This window comes from Candidatus Methylomirabilota bacterium, from assembly GCA_035260325.1.
Taxonomy (GTDB): domain Bacteria; phylum Methylomirabilota; class Methylomirabilia; order Rokubacteriales; family CSP1-6; genus AR19.
Genome location: DATFVL010000228.1, coordinates 1 through 13,524, shown reverse-complemented (window position 1 = coordinate 13,524; position 13,524 = coordinate 1). Strand labels below are relative to the sequence as shown.

Sequence of the window (13,524 nt, the reverse complement as noted above, 5' to 3'; positions counted from 1 at the left end):
CCGGCTGCCCGTCGTGTTCCTCGTCATGAACGACGGCCGCTACGGCGCGATCAAGTGGCTCCAGGAGACGCTCTTCCACGGGCGCTGGGGCGAGGCCGACCTGGCGAACCCGGACTTCCCGGCGCTCGCCCAGGCGTTCGGTGCCCGCGGCGAGCGCGTGGAGGGCGTGGACGCGCTCGGCGCCGCGATTGCCCGGGCGCTCTCCGCCGACGGGCCAACGGTCCTCGATCTGCCGATCGCGATCGACCCGCCGTGGGAGCTGTAACCGCCGGCGAGAATCGGCCGCGAGCCTTCAGCGATGCGAGGACACGGTGCTCGGGGTCGACGCTCCGCCGGCGACAGCCTTGCGGGATTCGAACCCGTGTTTGGTCATGGTCGCGTTTTCGCGATGCTTTTCAACGGACTCCGTCTCGCTTGGCTCAAGAAAATTCGGCACGACTAAAACAGGCACGTGTCTTTTCGCGTCAGGGTCTCGCTGCTTGAGAGCGAACTCGACGACGTCCGCCTGCAAGCAAGTGCCCTCTCACACTCGACGAGCGTCGGGTAGACGCTGTCCACTCGTTCCCAGTCATTCACCTCGGACGCTTCAAGTCATTGAAGTCACCCTTCCATGCTTGTATCCAGACGACCCATCCGAACATTAGCGCGGCCACAATCCGGTGCTTCGTGGTCGGCAACACGGGGTGATCGCTCACTTTTCCTTCGGCCCGCGTGGGTCGACGGTGTTTGGCGATGACGTTCACTCTCAGGTCTCGAAGGCAGGCGGCGGCCACGGCTCATACGGAATCACGTCGAACATCAGCTTCAGAAACTCGCACGCCGTCTCCCGGTCCGCCTTAGCCTGTTCAAGCGGCGGAAGGGGGAGGGCGCGTTTCCTTGACAATCGGGGCTGCTCGTTCTCGTCCTCCTCGTACTCGGGCGAGATGTGCAGAATGCGGTTACGACGAGTAGAAAGGTCTCGGACCTTCGCAAGTATCGGGTTGTCGTTTAGTGCCACAACGCGATCACGGAGGAACTTAATCTTGTCGGGCATTCGTAGCGCTAGCCTCGTAGTCGCCAGCTCCGCGAGGAATCGGCGAGGTCCTTTCTCTGTCATGAACAGCAGCGGGGAGGCGATGAAGGTGTTCAGTCTCTCCTCTATGGTAGCCGCCGCGAACACAGTCACCACGCCGCATGGTCCGCCCGCAACGTCGCCGACTGGGGACCATTGCCGGGTGTGCGCTCGATTTGCTCTATGTGCCACGTCGCAACGCGAAGCAGGTGGTTGTCGTCGCAAAGACGCTTAAGCTGCTTCTCTTTGTCGGTCACTTCTGCTCCTCCTTCGACAGTCTGCCTCCCTTGTAGCAGCTACTTGAGCGCAGAAATCCAAGCATTCACCGCATCATTGTGAGTGTGCCAGAATTCCCACAGCTTCTCGACGCCCGTATCTGGCACCCAATGCTTGAACTCTTGCATGATGTCGAATTGCGGTACAGGAATGAGGGCGACATAGTGTTTCCGCTGTAATAGATCGCGATCGAGTGTAATGGCAGTCTCACAAATTGCCTTCTGCGCTTTAGTCAGATGACCCACCTGCAATTCCCACTCGCTGACAATTGGCCTCCGCAGAGGATTCGCGGTGTGGGCCAGGTAGTCGTTCACTAGACCACGAATATGGTCACAGGAGTCCAGCTTACGTAAGAGCTGATCAATTTGACCCTGCGGAACGAGGCCGTTTGCCTTGGCTTCCATGAGCAATCGCCGAAGTGAAATCACGTCTCTTCGATCATCACACAGTCTGCGAATGGCGAGCGTCTGACACGTGACATACCCAACCTCAATGAGTCCTGCAATAGGCCCGTTGAACTCCCCGGTGAGTTCTCGAGCTTTGCCCATCAGTTTGAAATAGGCGTCGTCGATCATCATACTGTGAATTTGCGGCCAGATGTGTTGGTCAAGCCAGTCTGACCACTGTTTAGGGAAAACGGCACTCATTGGTTGCATTCCCGCTGACCGTCAACAAGCATGTTTAGTCCACAGCGCCCGCACTCGGCGGTGGCCGTCGCATCCGAGGTGAGCAGGTAGAACGCGACGAGCAGTGAGGCGCTTCGTAGGGGTCGCATCATTGGGCTGTCCTCCTGGGCGCGCTGCTTCGTCGCCTTTATTCTTCTGGTAGTCCATCGCGCCTGCGCGCTTCGAGGTACGCTCCAACGGAGCTGTTGAGCGAGGCCAGGTGCGAGCAGATATGCCCCAACTCTTGGACGATGAGAAACAACGGCACGACGATCACGAACGCGATCCACATGTAACCGGGGAGTTGCCAGAGCACTAAGAGTATCGCGCCGATCGCCCCGATGACGTCTTCGCGCACCTGAACGAGCTGCGGGGGGTCTTGGCCGAACGCAATCCAGATGAGGACGTACGCAGCGACCACGTAGAAAACGGCCTTCGCGATCCAGCGCAGACCGACAGCCGCCCTCGGGTACCGTGTGGCGAACTTCCGTGCTCTCCCTCTTGGCTCGTCCATGGTGGTCTCCATGTCAGGCCACCCGAATCGCAGTGACCTCGTTGTGAAACGTGTACCGACCGGCTCGCTTGACCTTTCTCGAATGTCCCATCCATCGTCACGGCACCCGATCCGCCAGTCTCCATCGAGTACGCGATCGGCCGATCTTGAAGATGTTCTGATTACCGCTTCTGAGAAAGTAAACGAATGCCATACAGTGCGCCTCCTTCGTACTCAAGCTCGATTCGTCGCGCCACAACGTCCGCTCCATTCGCGTCTAGACTCCGCCATGCTAGACTGTGTTGACAAAGGGGAATTTCGTGTCGCGGGCTAAATCCCTGAAAGACATGGCCAGAAGCCTTCAGAGCGCCATCGAGGGGCGGGCTGAATGCGAGCGACGTTTGGCGCGGCTTGCGCGGAGGAATTTCGGTGACGCGGCGAAGGCAGCGCAGATCGTTGAGCGGATTAAGACGGAGGCGGATTCGCGTGAGTTCGCTGTGCCTCGCGAGCGTCGGCTCTTCAGCGCGTCGGGACTTCTGCCGACCGAGGGCGGGCCGCCGATCGCAGCTCTGTTGGATGCAGCAGCCGCGGAGCGGGTCGCCCGGTCGGCGGATGTCCGCGTGCGGGATCTGCGCACGGGCCGGGCGGACGAGAAGTTGGCGCAGGCCCGCGGCAATCGATCATGGGAGGAGATAACGTACGAGAGCCTGGGGTACTGGGAAAAACAGGACGTGCGACAACTGGCGCGTCGGAACCTCGACCTGCATGAGCGTAAGCGGTCCCGACAAGCCGAGGTCCGGCGGGCGTTCGAGGCAATCGTGTCCGTGATGCGGGAGGCCGATGGGAAGGTCCCCGGGTACACCCGTGGCTCGATCAACGGCGAACTGAGCGTGCCGAGCCTCGACCTTCTCAAGACGGCCGTAGAGCTTCTGATCGGTCCCCCGGTCGCGCTGAGTGCGGAGACCGCGGTGAAATGGCTCCAGAAGTCTCGGCGCGGGGAGAGGCTCGCACCTCCGCGGATCCGCACCTCCTCCTGGGGGTGTCCGTCGTCAGTGCTGCAACAGATCCCTGACGCCGAGCGCGAGGTGATGCGTGCCGACTCGGCGAGAAATCTTCAGCTGATCAGAGAGCTCGGCGCCAGACAGATTCCGACTCGTGCGATCGAGCCATCGGATGACGTCAAGCTCCAGGCGTGGCTTGACCAGGAGGTCAAGCGACAACTCGAACAGGAGCGCGTGGGAGGGGAATGATGACGCACGCACAGACCTTCGTGGTGACGCTCGAGCATGACGAGGATGGATGGATCGTGGCTGAGTGCCCCGCGCTCTCTGGCTGCGTCACCCAAGGCCGGACGGAGGCCGAAGCTCTTGAGGCGATCCGCGAAGCGATTCGCGCAAGCCTCGAGACCCGTCGCGCGCGTGGCCTACCGCTCGCGATTGAGGTCAGAGAGGTCGAGGTCGAGGTGGTGTGAGCCGACTCCCGCACTGCTCAGGCGCGGAGGTTATCCGAGCCTTCGAGCGAGCGGGCTGGACGCAGGATCGACAGCGGGGTAGTCACGTCACACTCACCAAGCCCGGGTCTTCGGTCGTCCTGACAGTGCCGCTCCATCCTGAGATCGGACGTGGACTCCTGCGCGCGCTGCTCCGGAAGGCTGGCCTCTCGGTCTCGGACTTCGCTGACCTTTTGTAGGATTTCGCCCTGACGGCCGGTCGATTCCGGCTGCGGGGGCCTCCGGCCTTGAGGATGCAGGAACGCGTTATGGCTTCAGCCTCGGGTCGGCGGCGAAGATGCAGCGGGCACGCTCCAGCGCGCCCTCCTCGCCCATTTCGCCTAGCCATCTGGCTCTCGTTCTTTGGAGGTCGTTGGGTTCGTGCTTCTCACCGTTCAATAGCTCGCGATAGGCCCGTTTAGCGAGTCCCGTCGGGATTCTCCCTCGCCCAGGGTCGTGCGATTGGCCTTGCGCATCAGCCTTCCTTTGGGGCCGATTACTTTTGCTTCTGACCCGACGGCGCCGTTCGACGAGGACCCAGTCATATCACGAGGTTCCGGCGTCCGTCCCACAGTGTTTTTGATCCCGTCGCTTTTCTAGAGGTCGGCCTCGTCGCCCTGCGCCAGCAGCACGCACGCCTCGGGCGCCACGGCCAGCGTCACGCTCGCGCCGGGGGCGAAGGGCGCGGGCGGAGGCGCCGTCACGCGGAGCGCCACGTCGCTTCCACTCACGCGCACCTGATAGTCCACCGTGTCGCCGAGGTAGCTGACCCGCTGCACCGTGCCCGCGAGAACGTTCAGCCCGGCCGGCGCGGCGCCGCCGGGCGCCACGAGCTCGATCTCGTGAGGGCGGATCGAGACGACGACCTGAGCGCCGGGCCGCGAACCCGAGCCCGCGACTCGGAGCCGCAACGTCCCGCGCGACACCACCCCCGGCTCCGCCGCCGTCGCGTCGACGAGGTTGGTCTTGCCGATGAACTCGGCGACGAAGCGCGTCCGCGGGCGCTGGAAGAGGTCCTCGGCGCTCCCGACCTGGACGACGCGCCCCCGGTGCAGGATCGCCACGCGATCCGAGATCACCATCGCCTCGGCCTGGTCGTGGGTGACGTAGAGGGTGGTGATGGCGAAGGTCTCGTGGAGCCGGCGGATCTCGAAGCGCATTTCCTCACGTAGATTGGCGTCGAGGTTGCTCAGGGGCTCGTCGAGCAGGAGGATCTCGGGCTCGACGACCAGTGCCCGCGCCACCGCGACGCGCTGCTGCTGGCCGCCCGAGAGCTCGCCCGGGTAGCGTGATTCGTAGCCGGCGAGCTGGACGACCCTCAGCATCTCGCGCGCGCGGGCCTCGCGGTCGGCCCTTGGCACGCCCGCTTTGAAGCGGAGCCCGTAGGCGACGTTCTGAGCCACGGTCATGTGGGGCCAGAGGGCGTAGCTCTGGAAGATCATCGCCATCCGCCGTCGCTCGGGCGGGACCACCGACGCCGGCGAGGAGAGGCAGCGCTCGCCCACCCAGATCCCGCCGGCCTCGGGCCGGAGGAACCCCGCGACCAGGCGGAGCGTGGTCGTCTTGCCGCACCCCGACGGCCCGAGGAGCGCGACCAGCTCGCCGGGCTCGACCCGGAGGTCGAGCCCCTCGACGGCGGCCACGTCGCCGTAGCGCTTCGTCAGGCCCTTGATCGTCACGCCGGGCATCGTCGCCTCACTCGCGGGCCCCCAGCACGTCGCGACCGAGGACGGCCTGGACGAGGGCCACGGTGCCGAACGTGAGCGCCAGCATGACGAGGCCCAGCACGGCGATCGCGCCGAACTGGCCTTCCTCCTTGAGGTCGAAGATCACCACCGACATGACCTTCGTGTTCGGCGTGAACAGGATGATCGAGGCCGAGAGCTCCCGGATGACGCCGATGAAGATGAAGCACCACGCGGCGATGACGCCGCTCTTGGCCAGCGGCACCGTGATGTCGCGCAGGATGCGGAGCCGCCCGCCCCCCAGGATCCGCCCCGCGTCCTCCAGGTCCGTCGGGATGGCGCGGAACGTCGCGTCCGCCTGCGCGTAGCCGATGGGCATCTCCTTGGTCAGGTACGCGACGAACAGGATCCAGAGCGTGCCGTAGAGCACGAGGGGCGGGCGCGTGTAGGCGATGAAGAGCCCGACGGCGAGCACCACGCCGGGGATCACCACGGGCGCCAGCACGAGGAACGCGATGACCTGATGGCCGACGACGAGCCGGCGGTTGGTGACGTAGGACAGGAGCGCGACGAGCGCCGCGCCCACGCAGGCGGTCAGCACGCCGAGCTCGAGCGTGTTGACGATCGCCGCCTGGGTCGCGCTGTACTCGAAGAAGGTGAAGGAGAAGTTCGCGAGCGTGAGGTTGTCCCAGCTGAGCGGCTGGGCCCACGCGCGCGAGAAGGCGGCCTTGGCGAGGACGCCGTACGGCAGGAAGATCGCGCAGGCCATCACGACCAGGCACGCCGCGAACGCCGGCCAGCGCCAGGGGCCGAGGGCGATCGTCCGCCGCTGCCCGCCCTTGCCGCCGATCGCCGCGTAGCCGCGCCGCCCGAGCAGCCGTTTCTGCACGAGCAGGAGCAGCGCGGTGGCGAGCAGCAGCGGCATCGAGAAGGCCGCTGCCATCTCGGTCTTCGGCGGGAACTGGAAGAAGGTCCAGATCTGGGTCGTGATCGTGTGGAAGCCGGCGGGCATCGCCAGAATGGCGGGCGAGCCGAAGAGCGCGAGCGCCTGGAGCACCGCGAGGATGAACCCGCTCGCGAGGGCGGGCAGGACGAGCGGCAGCGTCACCGTCCACGCCACCACGAGCCGCCCCGCGCCGAGGATCGCCGCCGCTTCCTCGAGATCGGAGGCGATCAGCCCGAGCGTGTTGGCGACCATGATGTAGACGTACGGAAAGGTGTAGATCGTCACGACGAAGACGAGGCCCGGCATGCTGAAGATGTCGACGAGGGGATCGCCCGCGCCGGTCACGGCGCGGTAGACCTTGTTGAGCAGGCCGGCGTTGGGGCCGGCGAGCATGACCCAGGCGAAGGCGCCGAGAAACGGCGGCGTGACGAAGGAGGCCAGGACGAGGCCCCGGATCAGTGTCTTGCCCGGCACGTCGGTGCGCGCGGTCAGCCACGCGAGCGGCGCCCCGATGGCGATCGAGGCGAGCCCGACCCAGAAGGCGAGCACCACGGTGTTCCACAGCGCCCTCTGGAGCGCCGGGTCGGCGAACACCTGCCGGTAGTGGGCGAGCGTTGCACCGCCCTCGGCGCTCACGCTCAGCGAGGCGAGCCAGCCGAGGGGCAGCGCCATCAGGAAGAGCAGCGCCAGCGCCGCCCCGACCCAGACGGGCAGCGAGCGGTCGATGCCCCGGAAGCGTGACGCGAGTCCTGCCGTGAGAGTCGCCGTCTCGACACGCCTCGCCGGCATCGGTGAAGGTGCCATGGGGCTATCTGCCGGCGAGGCGCGCGACGACCGGCGCGAACGCATCCATGTAGGGCTCGAAGATCACATAATACGAGATGCCCCAGCGCGCTCGGCGAGCCAGGAGTTGCTCGATGAGCTGATCGATGGTCCCGATGAGCACGTAGGGACTCTGGAGAATCTCTTCGGGATTCAACTGCGTCCAGAGCTTCGCCAGCTCTTCGCTCGCCGCGCGACGATCGTCCGTCACGATGACCCGTTGCACCAGGGCGTTGAGCTCCAGGTGCCCGAATCGGTCTCCGGCCACGTCTCTCACGAGCTGCACCCGCTCGTCGACGGACTTCACCCTCCAGCCAGAGAGATCCTTCTCCACTCCGCCGCGACGGAAGATGATCCCCGTCAGGCCGACGATGTCGGCTTCCTCCGCCGCGAGGCTCAGGAGTCGCCGGGCGTTCCCGCCGATGAGCATGGGCGGGTGAGGGCGTTGAACGGGAAGCGGATAGATCCGGTGGCCCGTCACCCGATAGTGGCGCCCCGCGAACGTGACCTCTTCACCGTTGAGCAGGCCTTTGATGATGGCGATCGCCTCCGCCAGCCGCTCGATTCTGGTCTCGGCCGGATCGAAATGCACTCCTGCCTGGTCGTACTCGGACTGCATGTGTCCGGCCCCCACGCCGAGCTCGAGCCTGCCGTCGGTCAGGAGATCCACCGTCGCGGCTTCGCGCGCAACGAGCACCGGGTGCCGAAAGTCATTGTTGAGCACGTTCGTGCCCACCCGGAGCGTTTTCGTCGCGCCGGCGGCACCGACCAACGCCGGTATCGGCGAAAGGATATCGGCGGGGTGATCCGGCACGCTCAGCACAGCGTAGCCGAGGTCCTCGATCCTTCGCGCCGTCTCGGCCCATTCGGCGCGCGACCCCGCCTTCCGAACGTTCACGCCGAAACGAAACGGCTTCATCACACGGGCACCGGGGACCCCAGCACGCTACGCCCCGAAGAACTCCACGAAGCGCTTCTTGATCTCCTCGTTGCGCTTCTCCAGCTCCTCGGGGTCCACGGAGAGGAGCTTGAGCTCGGAGAGCGTCGGCTTGTCGGTTGGGTACTTCACCTCGGGGTGCCCGGTGTAGAGGCCCTCGCTGTCCGCCATGACCTGCTGCAGCTCGCGCGTGAACGTGAAGTCGGTGAAGAGCCTGGCGGCGTTCGGATGCGGCGCGAAGGCGGCGATCGCGGTCGGCGAGACGACGAGCGGCACGCCTTCCTTCGGATAGACGACCTCGATCGGGTTTCCCTTCTTCTTCATCTGATAGTAGTAGTAGTCGCCCCCGTTGGCCGCGACCACCCGTTCGCCCGACGCGACGACGCCCGCGGGATCCACCGCCGACTGCACGAGCATGAGCCGGTTCTGCGCGAGCTGCTTGAAGTACTCCCAGCCGTGGAGGTGGACGAGCGCCAGCACGTGGGTCGCGATGACGCCGCTGTAGCCGGGGTGCGCGGTGACGAGCTTGCTCTTCCACCTCGGGTCGAGGAGGTCCTTCCACGTCTTCGGCGCGTCGGCGGCGGACACGAGCTTCGTGTTGTAGGCGATGACGTTGACCGTGGCGCGGAGACCGTAGTAGTAGCCGTCGGCGTCCTTGAATCCCGCAGGGAAGCGGTCCACGCCCGGCGGCGTGTACTTGGCCAGGAGCTTCTTCTCCTTGAGCAGGACGAAGTGACCGGCGTCCGAGGTGTGGATCACGTCGACGATCTTGAGGCCCGCCTGGAGCTCCTGCATCACGCGCTGGAGGATGCGCTGGGATCCGGTCCGGTGCACCTCGACCTTGATCCCCGGGTAGGCCGCCTCGAAGAGCTTGGCCACCTTCTCGGCGCTCGGGAGCGCGAGCGAGGTGTACCAGACGACCTTGCCCTCCGTCCGGGCGGCCTCGACGCGGGCGTCCTGGGCTGCGGAGGGAACGGCGGCGAGGACGAGCGCCGCCGCCAGCAGGCTCGAGACCAGCGAAGGCTTCGTCATGATTCGCTCCCTCAGGGTGTCAGCGACTCGACGAGGCCGTGGAGGCTCGCCGCCGCGGCCAGCGCGTGGACGGCGCGGATCACCCGCGACCCCTGTTCGTCCGGCACGACGAGGCCGGCGTTGCCGCGGAACTTCGCCTCGAGCTCCTCGCGCGTCATCGGATCGTCGGCGCCGCCGCGCGGGTGGTCCTGGCGCTCTTCGAGCAGGCGCCCGTCGCCCGTGCGGATCCGGACGTGGCCGACAAACTGCCGCGGGTAATCGATCGTCGGGTCGATCTCGTAGCCGACGCGCGACGCGACGGCGAGCACCGCGGGATCGCGTACCGCCTCGTCCTCGAACTCGGCGAGCCCCGCGCGTCCCTTGGCGATCTCGGCGGGCGCCAGCCGGTACCGCTCGCGGAGGCGGAGCGCGCAGTCCATGTAGGGGTGGGCGATCGAGCCGCACGGGTAGGGCTTGAACGTGAGCCGCTCGAGCTCCCACGTACGGCCGAGGCTGTCGAGGAGCGCGTCGAGCCGCGCCACGTCGTGGCCGCCGGCGAAGGCCTGATAGAAGCCGTGCTCGCCCTCGAAGACCGTCTCCGGCCCCGTGAAGCCCGACTGCGCGAGCAGCGCGGCGACGATGCCTGCGTGAGCCGCCCAGCCCGGGTGCAGGCGCTTGGTCCACGAGCCGTCGGCGAGATATTCGATGATGCCACCGGCCTGGCTCCCGCAGATGCCGAAGGCGTGGACCAGCGCGTCCTCCCCGAGGCCGTGGAGCTTCCCGGCGACGGCGGCCGCGGCGAAGGAGCCCGTGAGCGAGGTCGGATGGTAGTGGCGGGCGTGGAACTTCCCGGGAACGGCGAGGCCGATGCGGCACATCACCTCGACGCCGGCGATCAGCGCGGCGAGCGTGGCGCGTCCCGAGGCGCCGCGCGCCTCGCCGACCGCGAGGGCGGTCGTGACGGCCACCGAGCCCGTGTGGACGATCGCGTCCTCGCGCGTGTCGTCGAAGTCGAGCCCGTGAGCGAGGGTCGCGTTCGCGAGCGCGGCGTTGGCCGCGGCGACCCGTCCCTTGCCGCCGATCAGGAGGCTCTCGGGCGGGCCGCCCAGGCGCTCGGCGGTCTCGCGCACCGCCCGGCCGAAGTCATAGCGGGTGGAGGCGAGGCAGCTGCCGAGCGTGTCGAGGGCAAGCAGCGCCGCCCGCGCGGTGACCGGCGGCGGCACGTCTTCCGGTCGGAGGCCGACGAGGAACCGAGCGAGGCGCCGCGCGGCGGAGGTCGGCACGCGCCGTTCGGGCCGTGGCATGTCGCAGCGCAATGTATCATACGTGGCATGCACATCGTCGTCATGGGGACGGGCGGCGTCGGCGGCTTCTTCGGCGCGAAGCTCGCGCGGGCCGGCGAGACGGTGACGCTGGTCGCGCGCGGCGCGCACCTCGAGGCGATCCGGCGCGACGGGCTCAGCGTGCGCTCCGCGGTGGAGGGCGACAGCGTCGTCAGAGCGCCGGCCGTGGAGGACCTCACGGGGCTCGCGCCGGCCGACGCGGTCCTCTTCTGCGTGAAGTCGTTCGACACCGAGCGGGCGGCGGCCGCGCTCCGTCCCGTCGTCCTCCCCGAGACCGCGGTCCTCTCGCTCCAGAACGGCGTGGACAACGAGGAGCGGATCGACGCGATCCTCGGCGCCGGCCACGCGGTGGGCGGGGTCGCGCAGGTCTTCGCCGGCATCGAGCGTCCGGGCGTGATCGCGCACCGCTTCGCCGGCCGGATCATCTTCGGCGAGCTCGACGGGCGGCGGAGCGCGCGCGCCGAGCGGCTCCTCGCCGTGTTCGAGGCGGCCCGGGTCCCGGTCGAGCTGACCACGGGCATCCGCCGCGCGCTCTGGGAGAAGTACATCCTGATCTGCGCCGTGGGCGGCATGACCGCGCTCACGCGCTGCCCGATCGGCGTCGTCCGCGACACGCCCGAGACGTGGGCGATGTTCCGGCGGATCGTCGAGGAGGTCGCGGCGCTCGGCACCGCGGCGAAGGCCGGGCTCGCCGCCGACGTCGTGGACCAGACCATGAAGTTCGCGACCGGGATCGCGCCCGCCAGCCGCGCCTCGCTGGCCGAGGATCTGCTGCAGGGCCGGCGCCTCGAGCTCGACGCCCTCCACGGCCACGCGGTGCGGCTCGGCGAGCGGCTCGGCGTCCCGGTGCCGACCGTCGCCGCGGTGTACGCGGCGCTCCTGCCGCACGCCGCGGGGGGGCTCGGCTGACGCCACCGGCCCGCGCCCTCTGGGGGCGCCTCGCGCGCTACCGCGCCCGCTACGCGCTCGGCGTCCTCTGCCTCGCCGCGGCGACGCTCGCGTCGCTCGCCATTCCGTTCACGGTGCAGCGGGCGATCGACACGCTGCGGGCCGACGCCGACCCGGCCCGGCTGGGCGGCTACGTCGGGCTCATCGTGCTCTTCGCCCTGACCAACGGCGTCGCGCGGCTCGGCTCGCGCTTCGCGATCATCGGCGGCGGCCAGCGGATCGAGTACGACCTGCGGAACGACCTCTACGCGAGCCTCCAGACGTTCCCGCCGAAGTTCTTCGCGGCGCACCCGACGGGCGAGCTCATGTCGCGCGCGTCGAGCGACGTCGCGGCCGTGCGCTCGCTCGTGGGCTTCGGCGCCGTGAGCGCCGTCGGCACCGCGTTCGCGTTCGTCGGCGCGCTCGCCGCCATGCTCGCGGCGGACCCGTGGCTCACCCTCTGGGCGCTGGCGCCGTACCCCGCGCTCGTGCTGCTCGCGAAGCGTTTCAACGGCGTCGTCAACGAGCGCGCCCAGGCGGCGCAGGAGCAGCTCGGCGTCCTGTCGGCCAAGGTGCAGGAGTACGTTGCGGGGATGGCGGTGGTCCGCGCGTACGCGCTCGAGCCCCGCGCCGGCGCGGAGTTCGACCGCGAGAACCGGGAACACCTCCACCGGAGCCTCGCGCTGGCCCGGACGCAGTCGTCGGTCGCGCCGCTGATGGGGCTCGTCGCCGGCGTCGGGACCCTCGTCGTCCTCTGGGCGGGCGGCAAGGCGGTCGTGGACGGACGGCTCTCGCTCGGCGCGCTCGTCGCGTTCAACGGCTACCTCGCGTACCTCACGTGGCCCACGATCGCGCTGGGCTGGACGCTGTCGATCGTGCGCCGCGGCCTGACGTCTCACGAGCGTATCGAAGAGATCATTCGCGCGGCGACGTTGTCCCCGACCGTTGTAGCGGGGTCCGCGAGGTCGGTTCAGACCGAGGGTGGCCCGAGAAAGGAGCCCGAGGGCTCCGTATCTCCAAGTCCGATTGATTTAACCGGGTTCTCGTCCCGTGGCGCGGAGTCCATCCGGTTCGCGGGCCTGACGTTCGCGTACGAGGGCCGGGAGCCGGCGCTGCGCGACGTGAGCTTCGAGGTCGGCGCCGGCGAGACGGTCGCCGTCGTGGGGCCCACGGGCGCCGGCAAGTCCACGCTGGGGCTCGTGCTCGCGCGGCTCTGGGGGCCGCCGCCGGGGACGGTCTTCGTGGACGGCCACGACGTGACGGCGCTGGCGCTCGACGATCTCCGCGCGCGGCTCGGCTACGTGCCTCAAGAGGGATTCCTCTTCTCGCGCGCGCTCGACGCGAACATCGCCCTCGGCCGGGACGGCGTGGACGCCCCGCGCGTGCGCGCCGCCGCCGCGGCGGCCGGCGTCGCGGCGGAGATCGAGCGGTTTCCGGCGGGCTACGCGACGGTCGTCGGCGAGCGCGGTCTCACGCTGTCGGGCGGCCAGCGCCAGCGCGTCGCGCTCGCCCGGGCGCTCGCGGCCGGGCCGCCGCTGCTCGTCCTCGACGACGTCTTCGCGTCCGTGGACGCGGCGAAGGAGGAGGAGATCGTCGCCGCCCTCCGGCGGTTCGCGGCCGGGCGCACGATGCTGCTCATGACCCACCGGCTCCGCGCGGCCCAGGCGGCCGACCGGATCGTCGTCCTCGACGCGGGACGCGTGGTGGAGGCCGGCCGCCACGCGGAGCTCCTCGGCGCGGGCGGGCTCTACGCACGGCTCTGGCGGATCCAGCAGCTCGAGGAGGAGATCGCGCGTGCCTGAGCCGGGCCGCGACCGCGAGTTCGACGACCGGCTCGGGAGCGCCTTCGACCGGCGGCTGGTCGCCCGCCTCTTGCGGG

15 protein-coding genes are annotated in these 13,524 nt (G+C 68.2%); 6 read left to right on the top strand and 9 right to left on the bottom strand.

All coding sequences use genetic code 11. The annotated features are described in order from the left end of the window. On the top strand, nt 1-265 hold a 265-nt coding region (locus VKG64_14435; protein ID HKB26239.1), incomplete at its 5' end, for a thiamine pyrophosphate-dependent enzyme. A gap of 480 nt (nt 266-745) precedes the next feature. Here the strand turns inward: VKG64_14435 and VKG64_14430 are convergent. The 4 genes from VKG64_14430 to VKG64_14415 form a co-directional block, all read right to left on the bottom strand. Then, nucleotides 746-1,165, bottom strand: a complete 420-nt coding sequence (locus tag VKG64_14430; protein HKB26238.1) for a hypothetical protein — start codon at nt 1,163-1,165, stop codon at nt 746-748. Further along, nucleotides 1,162-1,308 (bottom strand): hypothetical protein, encoded by a 147-nt coding sequence (locus VKG64_14425; protein HKB26237.1) that lies wholly within the window; start codon nt 1,306-1,308, stop codon nt 1,162-1,164. Before VKG64_14425 ends, VKG64_14430 begins: the two co-directional genes overlap by 4 nt. Before the next feature lie 39 nt (nt 1,309-1,347). Next, nucleotides 1,348-1,905: a hypothetical protein gene (locus tag VKG64_14420; protein HKB26236.1), complete on the bottom strand. Its 558-nt coding sequence runs from the start codon at nt 1,903-1,905 to the stop codon at nt 1,348-1,350. 235 nt (nt 1,906-2,140) lie between these two features. Continuing rightward, entirely contained in the window at nt 2,141-2,518 is a 378-nt protein-coding gene (locus VKG64_14415) for a hypothetical protein (protein HKB26235.1), read from the bottom strand. Nucleotides 2,519-2,805: 287 nt separating this feature from the next. Between VKG64_14415 and VKG64_14410 the strand changes: the two genes are divergently transcribed. The 3 genes from VKG64_14410 to VKG64_14400 are packed head-to-tail and all read left to right on the top strand — an operon-like array spanning nt 2,806 to nt 4,174. After that, nucleotides 2,806-3,735 (top strand): hypothetical protein, encoded by a 930-nt coding sequence (locus VKG64_14410; protein ID HKB26234.1) that lies wholly within the window; start codon nt 2,806-2,808, stop codon nt 3,733-3,735. Next, nucleotides 3,732-3,956, top strand: coding sequence for a type II toxin-antitoxin system HicB family antitoxin (locus tag VKG64_14405; GenBank protein HKB26233.1), 225 nt, complete (start codon nt 3,732-3,734; stop codon nt 3,954-3,956). The genes VKG64_14410 and VKG64_14405 overlap by 4 nt, the downstream gene beginning before the upstream one ends. After that, a complete protein-coding gene (locus VKG64_14400) occupies nt 3,953-4,174 on the top strand; it encodes a type II toxin-antitoxin system HicA family toxin (GenBank protein HKB26232.1) in 222 nt (73 codons plus the stop codon). The genes VKG64_14405 and VKG64_14400 overlap by 4 nt, the downstream gene beginning before the upstream one ends. Nucleotides 4,175-4,570: 396 nt before the next feature. Here the strand turns inward: VKG64_14400 and VKG64_14395 are convergent, their stop codons facing one another. The 5 genes from VKG64_14395 to VKG64_14375 are packed head-to-tail and all read right to left on the bottom strand — an operon-like array spanning nt 4,571 to nt 10,679. Further along, a complete protein-coding gene (locus VKG64_14395) occupies nt 4,571-5,662 on the bottom strand; it encodes an ABC transporter ATP-binding protein (GenBank protein ID HKB26231.1) in 1,092 nt (363 codons plus the stop codon). Between the two features lie 7 nt (nt 5,663-5,669). Beyond that, nucleotides 5,670-7,394 carry an iron ABC transporter permease gene (locus VKG64_14390; GenBank protein HKB26230.1) on the bottom strand — a complete coding sequence of 575 codons (1,725 nt, stop codon included), beginning with the start codon at nt 7,392-7,394 and terminating at the stop codon, nt 5,670-5,672. Between the two features lie 19 nt (nt 7,395-7,413). Then, nucleotides 7,414-8,346 carry an LLM class F420-dependent oxidoreductase gene (locus tag VKG64_14385; protein HKB26229.1) on the bottom strand — a complete coding sequence of 311 codons (933 nt, stop codon included), beginning with the start codon at nt 8,344-8,346 and terminating at the stop codon, nt 7,414-7,416. Between the two features lie 27 nt (nt 8,347-8,373). Beyond that, on the bottom strand, nt 8,374-9,396 hold the full coding sequence (locus VKG64_14380; protein HKB26228.1) for an extracellular solute-binding protein: 1,023 nt from the start codon (nt 9,394-9,396) through the stop codon (nt 8,374-8,376). Between the two features lie 11 nt (nt 9,397-9,407). Continuing rightward, nucleotides 9,408-10,679 (bottom strand): MmgE/PrpD family protein, encoded by a 1,272-nt coding sequence (locus VKG64_14375; protein ID HKB26227.1) that lies wholly within the window; start codon nt 10,677-10,679, stop codon nt 9,408-9,410. 27 nt (nt 10,680-10,706) lie between these two features. Here VKG64_14375 and VKG64_14370 point away from each other — a divergent pair, with 27 nt between their 5' ends. Then, nucleotides 10,707-11,627, top strand: coding sequence for a 2-dehydropantoate 2-reductase (locus VKG64_14370; protein ID HKB26226.1), 921 nt, complete (start codon nt 10,707-10,709; stop codon nt 11,625-11,627). After that, entirely contained in the window at nt 11,624-13,447 is a 1,824-nt protein-coding gene (locus VKG64_14365; protein ID HKB26225.1) for an ABC transporter ATP-binding protein, read from the top strand. The genes VKG64_14370 and VKG64_14365 overlap by 4 nt, the downstream gene beginning before the upstream one ends. Nucleotides 13,448-13,524: the final 77 nt, after the last annotated feature.

Coding starts and splice junctions, on each gene's coding strand:
- VKG64_14420 (HKB26236.1), bottom strand. CDS start 1,905: ATGATGATCGACGACGCCTATTTCAAACTGATGGGCAAAGCTCGAGAA.
- VKG64_14415 (HKB26235.1), bottom strand. CDS start 2,518: ATGGAGACCACCATGGACGAGCCAAGAGGGAGAGCACGGAAGTTCGCC.
- VKG64_14405 (HKB26233.1), top strand. CDS start 3,732: ATGATGACGCACGCACAGACCTTCGTGGTGACGCTCGAGCATGACGAG.
- VKG64_14395 (HKB26231.1), bottom strand. CDS start 5,662: ATGCCCGGCGTGACGATCAAGGGCCTGACGAAGCGCTACGGCGACGTG.
- VKG64_14390 (HKB26230.1), bottom strand. CDS start 7,394: ATGCCGGCGAGGCGTGTCGAGACGGCGACTCTCACGGCAGGACTCGCG.
- VKG64_14385 (HKB26229.1), bottom strand. CDS start 8,346: ATGAAGCCGTTTCGTTTCGGCGTGAACGTTCGGAAGGCGGGGTCGCGC.
- VKG64_14380 (HKB26228.1), bottom strand. CDS start 9,396: ATGACGAAGCCTTCGCTGGTCTCGAGCCTGCTGGCGGCGGCGCTCGTC.
- VKG64_14375 (HKB26227.1), bottom strand. CDS start 10,679: ATGCCACGGCCCGAACGGCGCGTGCCGACCTCCGCCGCGCGGCGCCTC.
- VKG64_14370 (HKB26226.1), top strand. CDS start 10,707: ATGCACATCGTCGTCATGGGGACGGGCGGCGTCGGCGGCTTCTTCGGC.